Source organism: Streptomyces sp. G45, assembly GCF_049542095.1.
Lineage (GTDB): Bacteria > Actinomycetota > Actinomycetes > Streptomycetales > Streptomycetaceae > Streptomyces.
Genome location: NZ_JBMUZU010000001.1, coordinates 703614 through 723449 on the forward strand (window position 1 = coordinate 703614; position 19836 = coordinate 723449).

16 protein-coding genes are annotated in these 19836 nt (G+C 74.9%); 9 read left to right on the top strand and 7 right to left on the bottom strand.

The genetic code is table 11. The features are described from left to right. Window positions 1-400 precede the first annotated feature (400 nt). The 4 genes from ACOBQU_RS02830 to ACOBQU_RS02845 all read left to right on the top strand — a co-directional run bounded on the left by ACOBQU_RS02830 (window position 401) and on the right by ACOBQU_RS02845 (window position 5077). The gene (locus ACOBQU_RS02830; protein WP_423624290.1) at window positions 401-814 is read left to right on the top strand and encodes a DUF6299 family protein; all 414 of its coding nucleotides are present in this window, start codon (window positions 401-403) and stop codon (window positions 812-814) included. A gap of 252 nt (window positions 815-1066) precedes the next feature. Continuing rightward, window positions 1067-1828 carry a calcium-binding protein gene (locus tag ACOBQU_RS02835; protein ID WP_423624292.1) on the top strand — a complete coding sequence of 254 codons (762 nt, stop codon included), beginning with the start codon at window positions 1067-1069 and terminating at the stop codon, window positions 1826-1828. Window positions 1829-2054: 226 nt separating this feature from the next. Further along, window positions 2055-2471: a hypothetical protein gene (locus tag ACOBQU_RS02840; RefSeq protein WP_423624294.1), complete on the top strand. Its 417-nt coding sequence runs from the start codon at window positions 2055-2057 to the stop codon at window positions 2469-2471. 29 nt (window positions 2472-2500) lie between these two features. Then, a complete protein-coding gene (locus ACOBQU_RS02845) occupies window positions 2501-5077 on the top strand; it encodes an ATP-binding protein (protein WP_423624296.1) in 2577 nt (858 codons plus the stop codon). Window positions 5078-5145: 68 nt separating this feature from the next. On the opposite strand, the gene ACOBQU_RS02850 is transcribed toward ACOBQU_RS02845, so the two are convergent. Both ACOBQU_RS02850 and ACOBQU_RS02855 read right to left on the bottom strand, forming a co-directional pair. Continuing rightward, window positions 5146-5562: a hypothetical protein gene (locus ACOBQU_RS02850; RefSeq protein ID WP_423624298.1), complete on the bottom strand. Its 417-nt coding sequence runs from the start codon at window positions 5560-5562 to the stop codon at window positions 5146-5148. A 109-nt stretch (window positions 5563-5671) separates the two neighbouring features. Next, window positions 5672-7252 carry a M20/M25/M40 family metallo-hydrolase gene (locus tag ACOBQU_RS02855; RefSeq protein WP_423624300.1) on the bottom strand — a complete coding sequence of 527 codons (1581 nt, stop codon included), beginning with the start codon at window positions 7250-7252 and terminating at the stop codon, window positions 5672-5674. A gap of 376 nt (window positions 7253-7628) precedes the next feature. Here ACOBQU_RS02855 and ACOBQU_RS02860 point away from each other — a divergent pair, with 376 nt between their 5' ends. The 3 genes from ACOBQU_RS02860 (at window position 7629) to ACOBQU_RS02870 (ending at window position 10966) form a co-directional block, all read left to right on the top strand. Beyond that, window positions 7629-9452 (top strand): hypothetical protein, encoded by a 1824-nt coding sequence (locus ACOBQU_RS02860; RefSeq protein ID WP_423624301.1) that lies wholly within the window; start codon window positions 7629-7631, stop codon window positions 9450-9452. A gap of 48 nt (window positions 9453-9500) precedes the next feature. Then, entirely contained in the window at window positions 9501-9929 is a 429-nt protein-coding gene (locus ACOBQU_RS02865; protein ID WP_423624303.1) for a hypothetical protein, read from the top strand. Window positions 9930-10087: 158 nt separating this feature from the next. After that, a complete protein-coding gene (locus ACOBQU_RS02870) occupies window positions 10088-10966 on the top strand; it encodes a class I SAM-dependent methyltransferase (RefSeq protein WP_423624305.1) in 879 nt (292 codons plus the stop codon). A 93-nt stretch (window positions 10967-11059) separates the two neighbouring features. On the opposite strand, the gene ACOBQU_RS02875 is transcribed toward ACOBQU_RS02870, so the two are convergent. From ACOBQU_RS02875 to ACOBQU_RS02885, 3 genes are all read right to left on the bottom strand, one after another. Then, the gene (locus tag ACOBQU_RS02875) at window positions 11060-12337 is read right to left on the bottom strand and encodes an MAB_1171c family putative transporter (protein WP_423624307.1); all 1278 of its coding nucleotides are present in this window, start codon (window positions 12335-12337) and stop codon (window positions 11060-11062) included. Further along, entirely contained in the window at window positions 12334-12864 is a 531-nt protein-coding gene (locus tag ACOBQU_RS02880) for a hypothetical protein (RefSeq protein WP_423624309.1), read from the bottom strand. Before ACOBQU_RS02880 ends, ACOBQU_RS02875 begins: the two co-directional genes overlap by 4 nt. Before the next feature lie 70 nt (window positions 12865-12934). Continuing rightward, entirely contained in the window at window positions 12935-13402 is a 468-nt protein-coding gene (locus tag ACOBQU_RS02885; RefSeq protein ID WP_423624311.1) for an XRE family transcriptional regulator, read from the bottom strand. A 230-nt stretch (window positions 13403-13632) separates the two neighbouring features. Here ACOBQU_RS02885 and ACOBQU_RS02890 point away from each other — a divergent pair, with 230 nt between their 5' ends. Then, window positions 13633-14574, top strand: a complete 942-nt coding sequence (locus ACOBQU_RS02890) for a LysR substrate-binding domain-containing protein (protein WP_423624313.1) — start codon at window positions 13633-13635, stop codon at window positions 14572-14574. On the opposite strand, the gene ACOBQU_RS02895 is transcribed toward ACOBQU_RS02890, so the two are convergent. After that, window positions 14514-15212, bottom strand: coding sequence for an alpha/beta hydrolase (locus ACOBQU_RS02895; protein WP_423624314.1), 699 nt, complete (start codon window positions 15210-15212; stop codon window positions 14514-14516). The two genes, ACOBQU_RS02890 and ACOBQU_RS02895, sit on opposite strands and share 61 nt — an antisense overlap. 193 nt (window positions 15213-15405) lie before the next feature. Further along, window positions 15406-15933: a hypothetical protein gene (locus ACOBQU_RS02900; RefSeq protein ID WP_423624316.1), complete on the bottom strand. Its 528-nt coding sequence runs from the start codon at window positions 15931-15933 to the stop codon at window positions 15406-15408. Between the two features lie 260 nt (window positions 15934-16193). Here ACOBQU_RS02900 and ACOBQU_RS02905 point away from each other — a divergent pair, with 260 nt between their 5' ends. After that, window positions 16194-19799, top strand: coding sequence for a thioester reductase domain-containing protein (locus ACOBQU_RS02905; protein ID WP_423624318.1), 3606 nt, complete (start codon window positions 16194-16196; stop codon window positions 19797-19799). The last annotated feature ends 37 nt before the right edge of the window (window positions 19800-19836 follow it).

Consider the following 19836-nt stretch of genomic DNA (forward strand, 5'->3'; position numbering starts at 1 on the left):
CGTGACCTTGGTTTTACAGCACTTCCGGGGTGGTCGGCCCCGACATTTTCGGCCGTATCAGGAAGTATCGGCGACGCGAGGGGAGGCCGTGCGGGAGGGCCGTGAAGGCCATGAGGGCATGGCGCGCTGTCCTCATGCCTGCCCCCTCCCCCTGCTCGACCGACACTTCCGCCTCAGGATCGCCGACAGCACGCGCGAGGGGACCACCGAACATCCGTACTTCACCCCATTGGGTGAACGCGCTTCGCGGTCGTCGTGCGTGGCGTTGCGCCCGTCGGACCTCGACTCGTCCCCGGTCGGGTGAGGGTGCCCGGCGGCCCGGCGGCGATCCGGTATCCCTGGCGGGCACCTCCCCCACCTCCTAGAACACCCGAGATCACCTCCGAAAGGGGCTTCAGCCATGCGCTTCCGTCTCGTTCTCGGCGCCGCCGCGAGCGCCGTCGTCCTCGCGGCCGCCGCTCCCGCGCACGCGGGCCCGGCCGACGGCCTGTCCGTGCACACCACCGGGACCGTCGCGTCCGACGGCACGGTCACGCTCTCGGGCACCTACCGGTGTCTGGACGACGGCACTTCGGGTCCGGTGTTCGTCGGCAGCACGCTGACGCAGGGGGGCCGGTCGGCCGGGATCGGCGGGACGCGGGCGGTGTGCGACGGGCAGGTGCGCGCGTGGACGAACAGCGGCCGGGTCTCCGTGCGGGACTTCGCGCCGGGGCGCGCGGAGGTGAGGGCGCATCTGGTGAAGCTGTCCACCGCGCAGGGGCTGCCCTGGCCGCGGTTCCTCGCCCATGACGCCGAGGCCGTCGAGCTGCGCTGAGGACCCCGGCGTCACACGGTCTCCACAGAAAGGACACGACACCACACCGGACGCCCCGGTTCCCTTTCCGCCCCAAAAACCCTGCTCCCCACGGGACTTCACGTCGTGGATCACAGCACATCCGCAAAGGGTTGTACGCGACACACGTGGCGATCACCACGGTGATGAACATGACGTGAAGAACGTAAGGTCACCCTGTTCACATCTGTCGCCGGGGTGTCATCCGCCCCGGCATCATCTGTGGGGGGACCCATGCAGCACCGCACCCGTCTCGCCGTGCTCGGCTCGGCGCTGGCCGTGGCGGCCGTCGGCTTCGCCGCGCCCGGCGCCGTCGCCGTCGACGGCGACCTGAAGATCGACAAGATCACCGTCAGCGACGGCAAGCCGATCGTGCTCGGCACGTCCGCGGGCAAGACGTTCAAGGTGGCCGTGACGGCGACCGACGACTCCGGCATCAAGGCCGCCGAGGACATCACCCTGTACGGCCCCGACACGAACTACGCGATGCCCACGGGCGCCGTGAAGTGCGAGGCGTCGAGCGCGACCACCTCGACGTGCACGGCGACGTTCACGCTCGACCCGGACACCGACTTCTTCGACAACTCCCCCGCGGGCACCTGGTACGTGGACGCGTTCCTGGTGGCCAACGACGACGACAGCCTGCTCGCGCAGAAGGCCGCCTCGTTCAAGGTCCAGCGCGCCGCGAAGCTCACGGTGAACGCCTCGCCCGAGCCGGTCAAGAAGGGCAAGACCCTCACGATCACCGGCGCGCTCACCCGCGCCAACTGGTCGACGCAGAAGTACGCGGCCTACGGCAGCCAGTCCGCGACCCTGGAGTTCAAGAAGAAGGGCGCCACCGCGTACACCGCGGTGAAGACCGTCAAGGCCGACAGCCGGGGCAACCTGAAGACGACGGTCAAGGCCAGCGTCGACGGGTCGTACCGCTACGTGTTCGCGGGCAACTCGACGACCGGGGCGGTCAAGGCCACCGGCGACGCGGTCGACGTGCGCTGACCCTCGCCGCGCGGCACCTGGTACCGCCGGGTCGGATGGGGCTTCGCCCCTTACCCCCCACGTGGCGCCTCGTCCTCAAGCGCCGGACGGACTGTTCCCAGCCCGTCCGGCGCTTTCGCCATGAGGGCCGTTCGGGCCCTGTTCGATGCCTTTTGGGCCATGTCGCGGACCGCCGTACGACGGCACGCTCAGGGCGGGTGGGTACGCGAACCGTTCGGGGGACGGCATGGACCAGGTCGCGATGGCAGCGGGCTCGGCGCTGGTGGGGGCGATGGCCACGGACGCGTGGCAGCAGGTCAGGGACGCCATGGCGGACCTGTGGCGCAGGGTGCGCTCCGAGCCCGAGCCCATCGGGGACGACCTGGGCGAGCTGCGGGCGCAGCTGCGCGCCGCCGCGCACGATCCGGCCACCGTGCGGGCCCTGGAGGGGGCCTGGCAACTGCGGCTCCAGGCGCTCCTGCGGGAGCACCCGGAGGCGGCCGGGGAGCTGCGTCAGCTCCTGGACGACCTGCTCGCCCCGGCCCTCGGCGCGGACCGGCGCGCCCAGGTGTACGCCGTCTTCCAGACCTCCACCGTGCACGGCGGCATCAATGTCAACGTCGGCCGCGACCTGCACGGGGACCCCCGCGGCCCAAAAGCCTGACCCCGCCGGACGAGCCGCCCGCGGTCCACGTGGACCAGCGCGGGACGGTGTTCGGCGGGGAGCTGCAGCAGGTGGCGGGGGACGTGTACCGCATGACGTTCCAGGCGCCGCCGCCGGTCAGGCCCGCGGTCACGCACGGCCTGCCGCGCGACGTCGCCGGGTTCACCGGCCGCGAGGCCGAGCTGCGCTGGCTGCTCGACGCCGCCACGCCCGGCCGGGTGCTCGCGGTGCACACGGTCGACGGGATGCCAGGCGTCGGCAAGACCGCCCTGGTGACGCACGCGGCGCACCGGCTCGCCGACCGGTTCCCCGACGGGCAGTTCTACCAGGACCTGCACGCCCACGCCCCCGGCCGCTCCGCCGCCGACCCGGTCGACGTGCTCGCGGTGCTGCTCACGGGCCTCGGCATCGATCCGCGCAACCTGCCGCCGACCCTGAAGGGCCGCTCGGACCTCTGGCGGGACCGGCTCGCGGGCAGACGCGTCCTGCTCGTCCTGGACGACGCGGCCGACCACGCCCAGATCCGCCCGCTGCTCCCGGCCGGGCCCGGCTGCCTCACCCTGGTGACGAGCAGACGGCGCCTGGTCGCCCTGGACGGCGCCCATCCGCTGCCGCTGGCGCCGCTGGCGGACGACGAGGCCGTGGAGCTGTTCCTGACGACCGCGCACCGGCACCCCGCCGACCGGGCGGACCTCGCGGCGGTGACCGAGGCGGTCGGGCTCTGCGGTCGGCTGCCGCTGGCCATCGTGCTGCTCGCCGGGCGTCTGGCGCACAAGGAGCGCTGGTCCCTCGCCGAGTTCACCGCCGACTTCGCCCAGGCGCACGACCGCGTCGGCGAACTCACCGGCGGCGACCGGGCCGTGCGCACCGCGTTCACGCTCTCCTACGACGAGCTGACAGCGCCCCAGCGGCGGCTGTTCCGCTATCTGAGCCTGCACCCGGGCCCCGACGTCGACGCGCCCGCCGCCGCGGCGCTCGCCGGGATCCCGCCGGACCAGGCGCGCCACGGCCTGGAGGCGCTGTACACCGACCACCTCCTCGACGAGGTCGCGCCGGGCCGCTACCGCCTCCACGACCTGCTGCGCGCCTACGCCCGTACGCTGGCGCACGCGAAGGACTCCCCCCGGGAGCGGGCGCTCGGCGTCGAGCGGGTCCTGGACCACTACCGGCGCGCCGCCCACGCGGCCGACCGGTGGATCAGCCGCGTCCGCCGCCCCGGAGCGGCGGCCCCGCCCCACTCGACGCTGCCGGAGTTCACCGAGGACACCGCCGCGCTCTCCTGGCTGCGCGCCCACCGCGCCACCCTCCTCGCCTGCCTGGACGTCTCCGTCTCGCCCGCGTACACCGCGGAGCTGACCGGTGCCCTGGCCGCCTTCCTGCTGCGGGAGGGCCCCTGGCCCCAGGCCGCCACGCTGCACGAGCGGGCCGTCACGGCCGCGCGCTCCACCGGGGACCGGACCGCGCAGGCCAACGCCCTGCACGACCTGGGCGTGATCCGGCGCATGCGGGACGAGCACGCGAAGGCGGCGGACATCCAGCGCCGCGCGCTGTGCCTCTACCGCCTCGACGACGACGCCCTCGGCCAGGCCAACTCCCTCTACGAGCTGGGCAACGTCCTCCAGCTCTCGGGCGACCACGCCCAGGGCGCCCGGCTGCACCAGCAGGCCCTCGACCTCTACCGCCAGGTGGACGACCCGCTGGGCCAGGCCAACACCGTCAACCAACTGGGCGTGGCCCGGCGGATGCTGGACGCCTACGCGGAGGCGGCGGACCTGCACCAGCGGGCCCTGGAGCTGTACGAGGGGATCGGCGACCGCCTCGGCCAGGCCAACGCCCTGTACGAACTGGGGGCCGCCCGGCGGCTCCAGGGCGACTTCCCCGAAGCGGCCCGCCTGCACCAGCGGGCCCTCGACCTCTACCGGCACATCGGCGACCGCCTCGGCCAGGCCCAGGGCCTCAACGAACTCGGCCTCGTACGGCGCACCGAGGGCGCCCACGCGGAGGCGGCCCGGCTCTACCAGGCGGCCCTCGACGTGTTCCGCCAGCTCGGCGACCGGCTCGGGCAGGGCAACTCGCTGCACGAGCTGGGGGTCCTACGGCGGCTCGAAGGCGCCTACGCGGAGTCGGCACGGCTGCACGAGCGGGCCCTGAACCTGTTCCTCCAGATCGGTGAGCCCCTGGGGCAGGCCAACGTCCTCAACGACCTCGGTGTCGTACGGAGCCTCGGGGACGGCGCGCACGAGGAGGCGGCGCGGCTGCACCAGCGGGCCCTCGGCCTGTACGAGCGGATCGACGACCGGCAGGGGCAGGCGGAGGCGTGGCACCACCTGGGCGCGCTGCTCGCCCGGTCCGGCCGCGAGCGGGAGGCGCTCACCGCCTTCGACACGGCGCTGCGCCTGGCGCGCGAGACCCACAGCCCGCTGGACGAGGCACACGCCCTTGAGGGGTCGGCGCGCTGCCGGGTGCGGCTGGGCGACCGGGCTGCCGGGGTGGCCGAACTGCGGCGGGCCGTGGGCCTGTACGAGCGTCTGCGGGTCGCGGAGGCCGGGGCCGCGGCGGCGTATCTGGCGGGGTTGGACGCCGAGGGGCCGGGCGCGGACGGGTAGCGGCCCCTTGACGGCCCCGGCACCGGGCCGACCTGCTGAGCGGGGCGCGGGCCCCGCTCGGTGTGCCGCTACTTGCCGAGGGGCGAGACGGCGATGCAGCCCGTCGCGACGCCTTCTCCGGAGGCCTCCTTGATGACCTTGCCCTTGTAGATCACCTTGCAGGTGAGGTCGGCGCCGGTGAGGTCCGTCGAGATCGGGACGACGGTGGGCGGCATGATGCCGCGCAGCGTCACCGTCTTCTTCCAGGGCAGCGTGGGCTTGGACTCCTTCTCCAGCTTCGGGTTGGCCGCGGAGCCCTCGCCCGCGGCGAACTCGATCTCCTCGACGCTCTTGCCGGAGACCTCGTAGGTCACCTCGTACGTCTCGTTCACGACCTTGTCGACGGCGTCGACGGCCTTCTCCTCGGCCTCGGAGCAGGCGCCGAGGCTCAGCGCGAGACCGGCGGCGGCAAGGGTGCACACGGTGGTGCGGATGCGTCTGTTCATGCGGGCAGACAACAGTAAAGGACACGCAAAGTCAATCTGCCGCCGCGCCATCAGCGCAGTTCAGCGCGGTGCCGGGGGTCCGGGGCTCGCGGCCTCGGGCGCGGCGGCGCTAGCGCTGCGGCGCCGGGAAGGCCACCGGGCTGCGCAGGCCCGAGCGGGACACCGCCCGCACTCCGAAGAACACGTTGTCCTTGGACAGGTCGACGGTGTGCCGGGTGGTGTCGCCCACCTTGATGACGTGGGTCCACTCGGTGGCGGTGGTTTCGCGCCACACCACCTCGTAGCCCGCGAGGTCCGGCTCGCTGCCGCGCTCCCACACCAGTTCCGTGTCGTTGGTGAGGGCCGCGGTGAGGATCTTCGCGCCCCGGGGCGTCCCGGGGGCCTGGGCCAGGCTCCACAGGGCCGCGCCGTTGACGCGGGCGACACGCGCGGTGAAGGGGAAGTCGCAGAACTCGGGCAGGTCGCCGTACTGCTTGCCGTTCTCGACGCGCACGTCCTGGTGCTGGTGCGCGTAGTCCTCGGCGGGCTCGGTGAACCGGGCGGCGGGGTAGGCGCGTTCGAGGAACGGGATGTGGTCGCCGCCGCGCAGGTAGCGGTCGCGCCGGTGGACGACGCGGACCGTCATGCCGGTCGCCTCGGGGTCGGCGACCTCGCGTACGAAGCGGGCGAGCTGGCGGGCCGGGGAGTCGTTCTCGCCGCCGACCGAGCGGCGGACCTCCGCCTCCTGGGGCGTCTCCGATGTGGGCACGCCCTCGGCGAACAGCCGGACGGTGTGCGGGTCGCGGGTGCCGTCGTCGGCGGTGGAGCTGCCCACGATGTCGTTGGTGAACATGCCCTGCACGTCGGCCCCGCGCTTCTTGAACCGCTCCGCCAGGTGCGCCGCCCCGTACAGGCCCTGCTCCTCACCGGCCACCGCGGCGAACACCAGCGTCGCGCCGGTCCGGCGGGTGGCGAACACCCGGGCCAGCTCCATGACCACGGCCACACCGGACGCGTCGTCGTCGGCGCCCGGGGCGTCGCTGGTGAAGTCCATGACGTCGCTGACGCGCGAGTCGTAGTGCCCGGAGACGACGTAGATCCGGTCCGGGGACGTGGTGCCGCGCAGCGTGGCGACGACGTTGGAGATCCGCGTGGGGCTCGGGACGCGCGGCCCCGGCTCCTGGACGTACGACTGGAGCTCGACGCTCATCCGCCCGCCCGACGCCTTCGCGTACTCCCGCATGCGCGCGAGGATCCAGTCCCGCGCGGCGCCGATGCCCCGCTCCGGGTCGTCCTGCGCGGACAGGGTGTGCCGGGTGCCGAAGGCGACCAGGCGCCGCACGGTGGCCTCGATGCGCCGGTGGTCGATCTCGCGCAGCAGGGCGCGCAGCGCGCGCGACGGCGGCTGGACGGCGATCCGGCCGTCCCCGGCGGCACCCCGGCCCGCGCTGGCGGCGGCCGGGGCGGTCTGGGCGGCGACGGCGGCGGCCGCGGTCGCGGCGGCGCCGGTCAGGAGGGTACGGCGGGAGGTGCCCGCCGGATCCACCGCGCCCGCACCGGAGTTCACCAGGTCCGCGCGGGGGTCCACCAGGTCCGCGCCGGGATTCACCAGGTCGGCACCGGAGTCCACCAGGTCCGCGCCGGGGCTCTCGCCGCTGCCGGGGGCCGCGCCCGTGCCGGAACGTGCCGTGTCCGCGTCGGGATTCGCCATGCCCGTATCGTCATGCACTCATCAACCCCTGGCAAGACGCCCTCGGCCGCCCCGTGCTTCTCGTACGAAACTCCTCCTCGTCCCCTGTACTGCCTTGCACTCCCCCGCACTCCCCCCGTACTCCCTGTACTCCTCCGCACTCGCCCCGCACTCCCTGCACTCCTCCGCACTCGCCCCGCACTCCCCTGCCGTGCCCGCTCCGGCGCGACGGACGTGCGGAATCCGCTCCTCCAGGGCGCTCCGCTCAGGGCGCGCCCCCTGCGCGCGCCCTTCGCTGCCACCGCGGCGTCCAGCCGCCCCGGAAGGGGTCCGCGCCCCGCGTTCCCGCTGCTAGCTTCGCGGGGTCAGCGGCGTACAGATCGGGGGAGGCGCCGTCATGGCCGACGACACCTGGGGGCCCGGCTACCGGCCCGACGATCCGGCCGCCGACGCGGCCGAGCACCTGGCCGCCGCGCTCGGCACCGCGGCCTGGCCCGTGGCCTCGGCGGAGGCGGCCGTCCTGCTCGGCGGCGACAGCGCGGCGGCCGACCGCGTCCGGGCGTGGGCGGCGGACGCCCAGCGCCACGAGGGCGCGGACCTCGACGCCTTCCTGCTCGACGCCGTACCGCACTGGCAGCACGACATCGCGTCGGCCCTCGCGAGCGCCCCCGAACGGGCGGCCCAGGCACGCCGGTTCACCGCCCAGGTGCACGCGCTGCTGGCCGGACCGGGCGCCCCGGACGGCACCGACACCGCCGACACCTCCGACACCGGAACCGCGCAGTTCGCCACCGCCAGCGGACACGGCACGGTCAACGCCGTCCAGAACGGCAACATCTACTACCAGGTGCTGCTCGGCCAGACCCCGCGCCCCCGGCGGATGAGCCGCCGCAAGGCCGCCACGGTCACCGGCCTCGCGGCCTCGGGCGCGGCGGCGGGCGGGGTCACCGTCGCGCGGCACGCCGCCTCCGAGGCCGCGGCGCGGGCCGGAGCCGGGGACCTGCCGCAGGGGCCCCTGGCCGACGCGGCACCGCCCCCGCCACCCCAGCCGCCCCACCCGCCGGACCCGGTGGCGGCGGGCGCGGCGGGGCACGGCGGCGCGGGCTCCGCCTCCGGCACGACCGCGGTCGTGAAGACCGGCGCCTCCGGGTTCGCCAAGGTGGTCGCGGGCGTCACAGGCGGCGGCGTCAGCGTCCCCGTGGTGGCCACCGTGGTGACGGTGACGATCGCCGTCGTGGCGACGGTCAGCGTCGTGGTCACCCAGAACCACGAGCGGGCCTCGTGCGACGCGGCGGTCGACGGCCGCTCCGCGCCCGCCGCGCTGGCGGAGGCCGCCCGGCGCACGGGCCGGACCAGCTTCCGGTACTCCGTGACCCGGGGCACCCACCACGTCGCGGGCGCGGCCGACCCGAGGACGCGCTCCGCGCGGTTCACCCAACGGGTCGGCGACGGGCCTCACGTGGCGGGCACCGTCGACCGGGGGAAGGTCCGGCTGCCGACCGGGACGGCCCTGCCCGCCGGTGCCGACCGACGGCTCGTGCGCTCCGACGGCGCCTTCGCCGACGCCGTCGACCCCACGGCGGCCGCCCGCATGCTCCAAGCGGTGTCCACCGCGAAGCGCACCGGCTGCGCCTTCTCCGGCAGGCTCGCCCGGGCACAGGACTCCGCGGTCCGCCCGGCATCGGCCGCGCGGGGCGCCCCGCGGGAACCGGCCGCGCCCTCGGGGAGCGCGTCCACGGCGTTCCGGGCCCGCATCGACCCACAGGGGCGCCTGGTCCGTCTCGACGTCGACGCGGCACCGGGGCCGGGCGGGCACGCGGTCTCCGCCCGGTACTCGGACTTCGGTCTGCGCGTCACGGCCGCCACGCCCAGCGGCTCCCCGTCCTCCGCCGGGCCCGGCGGCGACACGGACGCCGCGACGCGGGTCAACGGGGAGTGGACCGGCGGGTGGAGCGCCGGGTTCGCCAGCGGCGGGTTCACCGCGCGGCTCACCGTCGAGAGCGACCGCGTCAGCGGCCGCCTCTCCGTCAGCGAGACCGGCTGCGACCTCGACGGCGACCTCACCGGCACCCTCGAAGGCGACCGCATCACCTTCGGCACCGTGGACAGCGCCGTGCCGATCTCGTTCACCGGCACCCTGGACGGCACCACCATGAGCGGCACGTTCTCCACGGCCTGCCAGAGCGCCAAGGGGTCGTGGAAGGCACAGAAGTCCCCGTAGCGGCACACAGCGGACGTCAGCACCGCACGGACACAGAAGGGCACGATCGTGAGCGCAGACTGGCTGGCCACGCTGGCCGCCGCCGGAGCCGGGGGCCTCGTCAGCGCGGCCACCACCGACGCCTGGCAGACCACCCGCGACCGCTTCGTGCACCTCCTGGGCCGGGGTGACCCCGAGCGCGCCCGGGCCGCGGCCGGGCGGCTCGACGCGCTGCGGGCCGCGGCCACCGGCACGGACGGCGACCGGGCACGGGCACAGGCGCGGCTCGCCTGGCGCGTCCGGCTCCAGGACCTGCTGGAGGAACACCCGGAGGCCGCCGCGGAGTTGCAGGCCGCCGTCGCCGCGTTCGCGCCGCCCGAGCGGGGCGGTGCGACCTACCGGCAGTACGGCCGGGCCGAGGGCCACGGCCGTGTGATCATGAACCAGCACGGAGACCAGTCGGTGCGGGTGGAGCGGGCGGAGCCCGACGGCGCCTGACCGCGCGCACGGCGGGCCCCGGGGCGGCCGGTGCGCGCCTTCGCGCCGCCCCGGTGACATCATGGCTCAACTCCGCCCTCACGCAGCGCGCTTGTGCCAGGTGCAATGTCCTTGGCGGCGCGGAGGCACGCTCCACGCTGTCAGGGAGGAGACGCACCATGACAGCCAACACCCCCGGCACCACGGACGACTCGGCTCCGACGCCCGAGGAAGTCGGCGCGATGTACGACCAGTACGGAGACCTCCTCGCCATGACGCTCGGATCGAGCGCCGTGCACATCGGCATGTACGTGCCGCACGGGGAGCACAAACCCGTCAACACCCTGGTGGGCTTGGCGGACCTCGCGCAGGACCGGCAGACCGAGTGGCTCATCGACCAGCTCGACCCCGCCCCCGGCTCCCGCGTCCTCGACATCGGCTGCGGCACCGGCGCGCCCGCGCTGCGCCTGGCCGAGCGGACGCGGTCCCGGGTCACCGGCATCACGGTCAGCAAGAAGCAGCTCGACCGCTGTCAGGAGCGGCGCGCCGCCCACCCGGCGGGCGAGCGCGTCGACTTCGCGTACGGCAACGCGATGGACCTCGCCTACGCCGACGCGTCGTTCGACGCCGCGTGGACCATCGACTGCCTGCCGCACCTGTCCGACCGCCCCCTGGGGCTGCGGGAGGCGTACCGGGTGCTCAAGCCGGGCGGGCGGCTGCTGCTGACCGAGTTCACCCAGCGGGGCCGGGCCAGCGCGGAGGAGGAGGCGGCGTACCGGGAGCTGTGGACGTCCCCGCCGCTCACCACGTTCGCCACGCTGCTCCAGCAGATCGAGGAGACCGGCTTCGACGTCCTGCGGGTGCAGGACATGACGTCCAACGCGGTGCTGGCCGTCGAGCTGATGAACGTGCTGTACCAGGACCGGCGGGCGGAGATCGAGGAGCGGTTCGGCAGCGAGGCGCTCACCCACACCGATCCGCTGATGGGCCCCTTCCGCTCCTTCTCCCGGAACCACACGTCGTACCACGCCGTGGTGGTGCGCAAGCCCGCGGACTGAGCCCCCGGTCACTCCTGCCCCCCAGTCGCGCCCGGTCACCCCCGGTCACCCCCGATCTCCCGTCGCAGCCGGGCCCCGGGCGGCAGGCGGCGGTCAGCGGCGCTCGGTCCTGGCCGTGGCCGCCGCCGGGTCCGTCGGGTCCGTGGCGTCCGCCAGGTCCGTGGCGTCCGGCGCGGTCCGGGCCAGGGCGGCGGCGAGGTGCGGGCTGCGCTCGACGGCCTGCGCCACCGTCACCAGCCAGTCGATCTCGGCGGCGAGGCCGGAGCCCTGCGGTCCGCTGGCGGCGCGCGGCGCGCGCTCGGCGGCCGGTGCGGCGCCGCGGGAGCGGGAGCGGAGCATCGAGGCGAGTTCCGCCGCCTCCTCCAGGGCCTGGAGTTCACGCCCGCCCAGACCGGCCGCGCCGCCCAGCTCCGCGGCGGCGCGCACGACGCGGGGATCGGCGTACGGACGCAGGGCGAGCTGGCAGTCGCGGATCTCGATGACCTGGCGGTACACCTTGAACTCCAGGTGGGAGGGGCGCAGTCGGCCCCAGGGGCCGTTCGCGGGCGCGGCGAGGACGACCGAGGGCACCCGCTCGCCGAGCGCGGTGTGCAGCGGGCGCAGCTGCCGGTACTGGCGCCGCGCCCGCAGCCAGCGGCCGGGCGCGCTCAGGGCCGGGCCCCAGCCGGGCACGGTCCAGCCGACGTACAGGACGAGGGCCCCCACGTCCGCGCACTGGCGGGTGATCAGATCGGCCCGCCGCAGGTCCAGCTCCACGGGGAGGGCGTACAGGCAGACGCCGAGGGCCCGGACCAGGACCACGGTGAGGCTCACCCAGGCGCCCACGGCGACCAGCCTGAGCCCGCGGCGCAGCCACAGCCGGTGCGAGACCTTGGCGTAGTCCCAGCTCATGCGGCCCGTCTCCAGGTCGGCCACGGTGAAGAAGGGGAAGTAGGCGCAGAGGAAGACGGCGAAGGGCACGTTGCTCGCGTTGCGCAGGGAGAAGTCCTGCTCGGACGGCGAGGTCATCAGGAAGTAGTTGACGAGCGCGCCCTGCACGATCAGGGCGGCGAGCACCCGGGGCAGTGCCTTGCGGCGGGCCGCGGCGGGCGGGTGAGCCCAGAAGATGAGCACGAGCTGCTGGCAGGTCAGCATGGTGACGATGCAGCACAGGGCCAGCAGGGCCGCGCTGTTGGGGAGGCCGAGCGCCCTGTCGACGTGCTCGTACACGGACGGGTGCGAGACGGTGTAGCCGAGGGCGGCGAACAGCAGCGCCCCGCACAGCGCGATGAGCGCGCTGTCGCGGGGCGCCTTGCGCAGGGCGTTGAGCTTGTAGCCGAACGCAAGCCAGGCGACGACAGCGCAGGCCGCGTGCAGCGACTGGGTGCTCACGCGGTGTCTTCGGGCGCGTGGCGCAGCGAGCGGTCGAGGCGCTCGATCACGTCGGCGGACCCGGACGGCACGGTCCAGGTGGGCTCCCGGGTGCCGCGGTGCGCCTGCTGCAGGATCAGGGAGGCGATCACCTCGGCCTCCTGCTCCTCCTCGGTGCCGCAGTGGGAGCGCTGGAGCACCCGCCGGACCATGCCCGGGTCGAGGGTGGGCAGCAGCAGCCGGACCGCCTCGTCGCCGACGGTGGCGCTGGAGCGGTGGTCGCACAGCACGTGCCCCAACTCGTGGGCGACGATGTGCTCCTGGTGCAGCGGGCTGGTCTCCCGCTCGTAGAAGACGTAGTCCGTGCCGCCGACCGCGACCCACAGTCCGTACGGCCCCTCGGGCGGCAGCGAGACCGCTTCCAGGCGGACCGGGCGGCCCGTGTGGCGCGCCACGCGGTCGCACAGGTCCCGGGTGGTCAACGGGCCGGTGATGCCGAGGCCGCGGACGAGAGCGCGGCACCGGCGGCTCAGCGCACGAGAACTCACGGATCTTTCCCCCGTATTCGGATGCGGGTCGCGCCGGGCCCGGACTTCAGGAGTCCGACGGGCCCGGCGCTCAGGAGTCTGGTGTGCCCGGGGGCGGCGGGGCGGGCCCGTCGTCCGGGGTGCGGGGGAGCCCTTCGAGCTCCCGGACCCGCTCGATCACCTCGGTGATCGAGCTGAGCGTCTGCGCGGACAGGCCCACGGTGCGCAGCGCGACCTGCTGCACCCGGGCGTCCTTCAGGGCGGAGAGCAGCTTGAGGTCGGCGTCGACCTTCTGGGACACCTCGTCGTCGAAGAAGTAGGCGGGCGGGACCCCGAAGAACCGTGCCATGCCCTCCAAGTGGCGCAGCGTCGGATTGTCCCGCTGGCCCCGGCGCAGCAGCCAGATGTAGCTGCCCGAGATGGGGATGCCGTCGGCCGTGATGGCGCGGGCCACCTCCTCCGAGCTGTAGGGGCCGCGGCCCGCGGGGACCACCGAGGCGAACAAATGGTTCAGCTTGGCCGCCAGCGTGCCCCCTGCCGCGCCGTGTGCGTCGGTCACGACCACGCCTCCATCCTCCGGACGTCCACCGGCTCCACACTGGCGTGGAAGCCCAATTGGAGCGCATCGTACGTCAGTTGACACCCGTTGCGCGCCCTGCCTACAGTCCCGGACAGACGAGTCTTGACTCATGTACGACGGTTGTGCGGATCCATCGTTCACCAGTCGATGACCGGAGGCGGGGCGACGGTGGGCTCCGGACACGAGCACGGGGGACACGGGGGTAACGGGTGAACCACGACCTTCAGATCGGCACCTTGCGGACGCTCGCGGCCATCGTGGACCTGGGCGGCTTCAGCCGCGCCGCCGAGGCGCTGCACCTGTCGCAGCCCGCCGTGAGCCAGCAGATGCGCCGCCTGGACTCCTTCCTGAAGGAGCCGGTCTTCGCCGCGACCGGGCGGAACCTGCGGCTCAGCCCCGCGGGCCAGGAACTGCTCGGCTACGCGCGCAAGATGCTCTCACTCAACGACGAGGCGGTCGCGCGCTTCAAGCCGCCCCGCGACGGCCTGCGGATCTCCTTCGGCATCTGCGACCAGCTCAGCGAGGCCCTGCCGGACGTCCTGAGCGGGCTCAAGCGGGTGGCGCCCGATTCCCGGGTGACACTGCGGACCGGGCCGAGCGAGGCGCTCACGGAGCAGCTCGGCGCGGGCAGCCTGGACCTCGCCCTGCTCCTGGACCCGGTCGCGGGCACCGACTACCACGTGGTGGGCATCGGACGCCTGGAGCTGGGCTGGTTCGGCCGCCCGGCGGTCGGGCGGGGGGCGCCGCTGCCCCTGGTGCTGTTCACCGAGCCGAGCCGGTTGCGCGGGCAGACCCTGTCCGCCCTGGCCACCGCCCGGGTGCCCTGGACGAGCGCGTACGAGGGGGCCGACCTGCTCGGCGTGCGCGCCGCGCTGCACGCGGGCCTCGGCATCGGCTGCCTGGTGGCGAACGCCGACGCGACGTGGGGGCTGCCGACCGCCGTCCACCCGCTGCTGCCCGCGCCGCCCGGGCCCGTCGCGACCGGCCTCGCCGTGTCGTCCCGGGTGCCGAGGGACTACGCGCGGTCGGCCCTGGACGCCGTCCGCGCGGCCCTGCGCTCCTACCCCTTCGCGGCGCGCGGGGCGGTGGCTCAGCCGCCCGCCACCTCGTCCGCCGCCGCCTCGATGAGGTCGGTGACCGCGCCGGGCTGAGACGCCAGCGAGGCGTGGCTCGCGTCGAGTTCGATGGTCTTGCGCGGGTTCATGCGCTGCGCCATGCGCCGCTCGTTGTCCGGGTGGATCATGCGGTCCTGGGTGGAGACCTGGTACCAGACCGGCTTGGCGCGCCAGGCGGGGGCGGTGACGGTGTCGCCGAACGTCGAGCCGAGGGGGGCCTTCTGCGTGACGGCCATGACCAGCGCCTCGTCGGGCGTCAGGTCCTGGGCGAAGCTCTCGTGGAACGCGTCCTGCCTGATCCACAGGTAGCCGTCGGAGTCCGGCGCGATGTTGTCGAACGCGGCCGGGGGCTTCTCCTGGCTGATCTGTCCGGGGCTCTCCCCCGCGTCCGGCGCGAAGGCGGCGATGTAGACGAGCGCGGCGACGCCCGGCAGGTCGCCCGCCTCCGTGATGACGGCGCCGCCGTAGGAGTGGCCCACCAGGACCACGGGCCCGTCGATCTGCCGGATCATCTTGCGGGTGCGCTCGGCGTCGTCGGCGAGCGAGGTGAGCGGGTTCTCCACCGCGTGCAGGTCGTCGAAGCCGCGCCGGTTCAGCTCGACGATCACGTTGGCCCAGTGGGCGGCGCCGCCCCAGAACCCGTGCACCAGAACGACGGCGGGCTTTCCTGCCATGGAGATCACACCAATCCGTGTGTGCACCCCCCTCTGTCAACGATGTCCGGTCCCACGCTAAGCGGAGCGCCGGGGCTCCGCGACCCGGGCGCGGTGGACTCGGCGGGGCCCGGGCCGACCGCCCGGCAGGGCCCGGACCGACCGCCCGGCGGGGCCCGGACCGACCGCCCGGAAAGGTCCGCGCCGCGGCCTCTCAGCCGTGCCGCCCCGCCAGTTCCCCGAACGTGCCGAGCAGCCCGAGGAAGGGCTCCCTCCCCCACGCGCCCACCGCGAGCGCCGCCGCGAGGACGGCCGTGCCGTGGGCGCCCGCCGCGGCGTCCGCCCAGTGCGCGCGCAGGCCCGCGTCGTCCCGGTCCGCCCAGGCGCGGACGGCCTGGGAGGCGGCGAGTTCATGGTGCGGCGGGCCCGCTGCGGCGATCCGGTCGGCGGCGCGGACCACGTCGGCCGGGGTGAGGGTGCGCGGTCCCGCCAGGACCATGCCGACGACCAGGCGCAGCAGGTCACCGGTGACGCACACGAGCCGCGCGGCGACGGCAGGTCCGGCGCCGTCCAGGGCCGCGCTCACGGCCGCGGCGTCCTCGCGGACATAGGCGCCGACGAGGGCGATGGCGCGGCGCGCGGCCTCCCGGTCCGCCGAGGCGCCGGGCGGGTCGGCCGCGGGGGCGCCGTCACCGCCTTCCCGTGGTCCGCGGGGCCGGTACGGCGAGTGGTGCGTGGTCACGCCCGCCCTCCTTTCACGAGGCGTACCGCGATGTCGCGGGACGTACCGCGATCCTGTGACGTCAACCGCGCTTGAGGTCAAGCGCATGGCTGCCCGGACCCGGCCTCCGGGAGGAGAGCGCGCGCCGGGCAGTAGACCCATCGATGTAGCGACGGGCTCGGCACGGCGCACGATGTGCCCGCCCCGGCGGCGGACCAGCATGGAAGGCGGACGTCCGCTCCCGCCCGCCTCACCGGCCTTCGAACGAAAGCGGTAGCACCATGCTGTACGACACCTACGACGCGACGCCCGCCCAGGGCGCCGCCCTCGGCCCGCTGCTCGGGGAGCTGGCCCGGATCGCCGCGCTGCCCCTGGAGCGCGGCGAGACCCTGCCCGCCCGCGCCTACACCGACGCGGCCTTCCACCGCCTGGAGCTGGACCGGGTCTTCCGCCGCGACTGGCTCTGCGTCGGCCATGTCTCCCAGGTCGCCCGGCCGGGTGACTACCTGCGCACGGACGCGCTCGGCGAGCCGCTGGTCGTCACGCGCGACGAGCACGGCGACCTGCACGCCCTGTCCCGGGTGTGCAGGCACCGCTTCATGGACGTCCTGCCGCCGGAGACCCACCCCGAGCAGGGGACCCTGAAGCGCCTGACGTGCCCGTACCACACCTGGACGTACCGCCTGAACGGCGAGTACGCCGGGCAGCTCGCGGGCGCCCCGCTGATGAACCAGGTCGCCTTCGACCGGGCGGCGTGCCGTCTGCCGCGGTACCGCCTGGAGGTGTGGCACGGGCTGCTCATGGTCAGCGGCGACCCCGACGTGCCGCCGCTCGCCGGGCAGTTGACGGACCTGGGCGCGCGGATCGCGCCGTACCGCCTCGCGGACCTGGAGGTGGCGTACACGATGCGGTGGGACGGCGTGCCCGCGAACTGGAAGGTGGCCTTCGAGAACGGCTCGGAGAACTACCACCACATGGGCACGCACGCGCAGTCCCTCGACCGCGTCGTCCCCGGCAAGGACACCAGGGTGGACGAGTGCGAGGGGCGCGGGTTCAGCATGTACACCCCGTTCGCGGCCGAGGCGCTGACCGGCCTCGACGGCGAGGGGCCGGTGGCGGGCCCGCTCATCCCGGGCCTCGGGGCCCGGCAGCTCACCGGCATGACGGTCGCGGGCGTCTTCCCGAACCTGGCGATGGCCCTGCTGCCGGACAGCGTCACCCTCGCCCGCTGGCTGCCCACCGGCCCGGACACGCACGACGCCGTGTTCACGGTGCTCGTCCCGGCGGCGGCCAGGGAGCGGCCGGACTTCGACGCGTACGTGGCGGCCTCCCGCGAGCAGCTCGCGGCGATCCAGGACGAGGACCTGGTGGCCGTGCGCGGGGTGCAGCGCGGCCTGGCCACCGGACCGGCGCCGTCCGGTGGGCGCTTCTCCCATCTGGAGCGCCCCTGTGGCAGTTCCAGCGCTATCTGGCGGACCGCCTGGTGGACTAGGCGGGCGCGGGTCGGGGCACCGGGCGGCGGTCCGGTGTCTCGCCGCCAGGACACCCCTCGCTGCCCGCCCGCCACAGCCCGGCGTCCCTCCGCGCTCCCGCGCCTGCCGCAGAGCGCGTCCGCCTGGACACGGGGGATCACTCCTTCGTTAACTGCCTTTCCACGGGCGGCCGTTGATCGCTGCCGACGGGCGTTCCGCGCCCGGCCGCGCACCAGGTCCGGGAGGCCTTCCCGTACGCCCGGAACGTCCACGTCCACGGCGAGACGGAGTCCTTCCCGCATGACATCCACCACCGGCCGTCCCACCGGCACCAGCACGGGCAGCGCCCCCATCGGCGCTCCCCTGCCCCACATGCGCGCCTACGTCCTCGGCCCCGCCCTCACCCCCGCGCTGCCGGGGGTCGTCGGCGAGTTGTACGTCGCCGGGCACCTGGCCCGCGGCTACCACGGGCTCCCTGGCCTGACTGCGGCCCGCTTCGTGCCCGACCCCTACGGTCCGCCGGGCAGCCGCATGTACCGCACCGGGGACCTCGCCCGCTGGAGCGCCGACGGGGTCATCGAGTGCGTGGGCCGCGCCGACTCCCAGATCAAGATCCGCGGCTTCCGCGTCGAACCCGGCGAGATCGAGGCCGCCCTCACCGCCCGCCCCGACGTGACCGGCGCGGCCGTCGTCGCCCGCGCCACGCCCTCGGGCACGCGCCTGTTCGCGTACGTCACCGGCGCGGCCGTGGACACCGGGGCGCTGCGGGCGTACGTGTCCGGCAGGTTGCCCAGCTTCATGGTGCCCTCGGCCTTCGTGGCCCTGGACCGGCTGCCGCTGGCCCCCAACGGGAAGCTGGACCAGCGGGCGCTGCCCGACCCCGGCCCGGCCGTCGGCGGCGCCGCGTACCGGGCGCCGCGCACGCCGTGCGAGGAGGCGCTGTGCGCGCTGTTCGCGCAGGTGCTGGGGGTGGCGCGGGTCGGCGTCGACGACGACTTCTTCGCCCTGGGCGGGCACTCGCTGCTGACCGTGCGCCTGCTCGCCCGCGTGGCCGCGGAACTCGGCGCGCGCGTCGACGTGCGGGACTTCCTCGACGCCCCGCACCCGGGCGGCCTCTCCGCGCTGGTGGAGCGCGGGGCGGCGGGCGGGGGCGCCGCGGTGGTGCCGGTCACGGAGGCGCGGCTCGCGCCCGAGTTGCGCTTCCCGGGCGCCCCGGGCTTCGCCGCCCGGCCGCGTCAGGTGCTGCTCACCGGCGCGACCGGTTTCGTCGGCGCCTTCGTGCTGCGCGAACTCCTCCGGCGGACCGAGGCGGACGTGCACTGCCTGGTGCGGGCGGACTCGGAGCGGGCGGGCCGCGACCGCCTGCGGGCCGTGCTCGCCTCGTACGGCATCGACGCGCCCCTCGGCACAGACAGCACGGACGGCACGGACGGCACGAACGGCGGGGGCGGGCGCGTGCGGATCGTGCCCGGCGACCTGGCGCACGACCGGCTCGGCGTCGGCGCCGCGCGCTGGCGAGGGCTGTGCGACCGGGTCGACACGATCGTCCACGCGGGCGCGTACGTGCACCACCTGTCGTCGTACGAGCGTCTGAAGCCCGCCAACGTGGCGGGCACCCGCACGCTGCTGCGGCTCGCGGCGGAGGGGACGCCGAAGCGCTTCCACCACGTGTCCACGCTCGGGGTCTTCGGCTCCGCCGACACGCCCCGGACCCTCACCGAGGACTCCCCCGTCGCGGACGCGCGGCACGCTCGCGCCGACGGCTACGGGGCGAGCAAGTGGGTGGCGGACCTGATGGTGCGGGAGGCCGCCGCGCGCGGCGCGTCGGCGCGGGTGTACCGGCTCGGCCGGGTGTGGGCGGAGTCGGAGCGCGGCGCCGTCAACCCGGACGACATGTTCTGCCGTCTGCTGGTGAGCTGCGCCGCCCTGGGCTGCCATCCGCGGGGCTCGGTGCTCTCGGCGGACCTGCTGCCCGCGGACGTCGCGGCCCGCGCCCTGGTGGCCCTCGCCCTCAGCGCCGAAGGCCCCGGCGCGGGCGCCGCGCACCACGTGCACCACCCCCGGCAGACCGGCCCGGCGCCGTTCCTGCGGGTCCTGGACGAGTTGCGCGGCACGCGCTCGGAGCCGGTGCCGGTCGTGGAGTGGTTCGGGCGGCTGCGGCGGGCGGCCGAGGCCGGGCGGGAGCTGCCGTTCCTGCCGTACCTGACGGTGTTCCAGGAGTACTTCGAGTACGCCGAGGACGCCGACGGGCGCGGCGACGTCCTGGGCGGCGCCGCGGAGCCGCCGTCGGACACCTTCCGCAACGAGCGGACCCTGCGCGCCCTCGACCGGCTCGGCGTGGCCGTCCCCGACCTCGACGAGCGGATGATCCGGCGCTTCTGGCAGCGCCTGGGCCAGGCCGGACAGCTCCCCTGACCGGCCGCCCGCGCCCTCGTACGCGCACGACGAGGCC

Excerpts from the sequence above, each read along its gene's own strand:
- ACOBQU_RS02860 (WP_423624301.1), top strand. The coding sequence starts at position 7,629 with ATGGCCGACGACACCTGGGGGCCCGGCTACCGGCCCGACGATCCGGCC.
- ACOBQU_RS02850 (WP_423624298.1), bottom strand. The coding sequence starts at position 5,562 with ATGAACAGACGCATCCGCACCACCGTGTGCACCCTTGCCGCCGCCGGT.
- ACOBQU_RS02840 (WP_423624294.1), top strand. The coding sequence starts at position 2,055 with ATGGACCAGGTCGCGATGGCAGCGGGCTCGGCGCTGGTGGGGGCGATG.
- ACOBQU_RS02830 (WP_423624290.1), top strand. The coding sequence starts at position 401 with ATGCGCTTCCGTCTCGTTCTCGGCGCCGCCGCGAGCGCCGTCGTCCTC.
- ACOBQU_RS02870 (WP_423624305.1), top strand. The coding sequence starts at position 10,088 with ATGACAGCCAACACCCCCGGCACCACGGACGACTCGGCTCCGACGCCC.
- ACOBQU_RS02835 (WP_423624292.1), top strand. The coding sequence starts at position 1,067 with ATGCAGCACCGCACCCGTCTCGCCGTGCTCGGCTCGGCGCTGGCCGTG.
- ACOBQU_RS02905 (WP_423624318.1), top strand. The coding sequence starts at position 16,194 with ATGCTGTACGACACCTACGACGCGACGCCCGCCCAGGGCGCCGCCCTC.
- ACOBQU_RS02895 (WP_423624314.1), bottom strand. The coding sequence starts at position 15,212 with ATGGCAGGAAAGCCCGCCGTCGTTCTGGTGCACGGGTTCTGGGGCGGC.
- ACOBQU_RS02855 (WP_423624300.1), bottom strand. The coding sequence starts at position 7,252 with ATGGCGAATCCCGACGCGGACACGGCACGTTCCGGCACGGGCGCGGCC.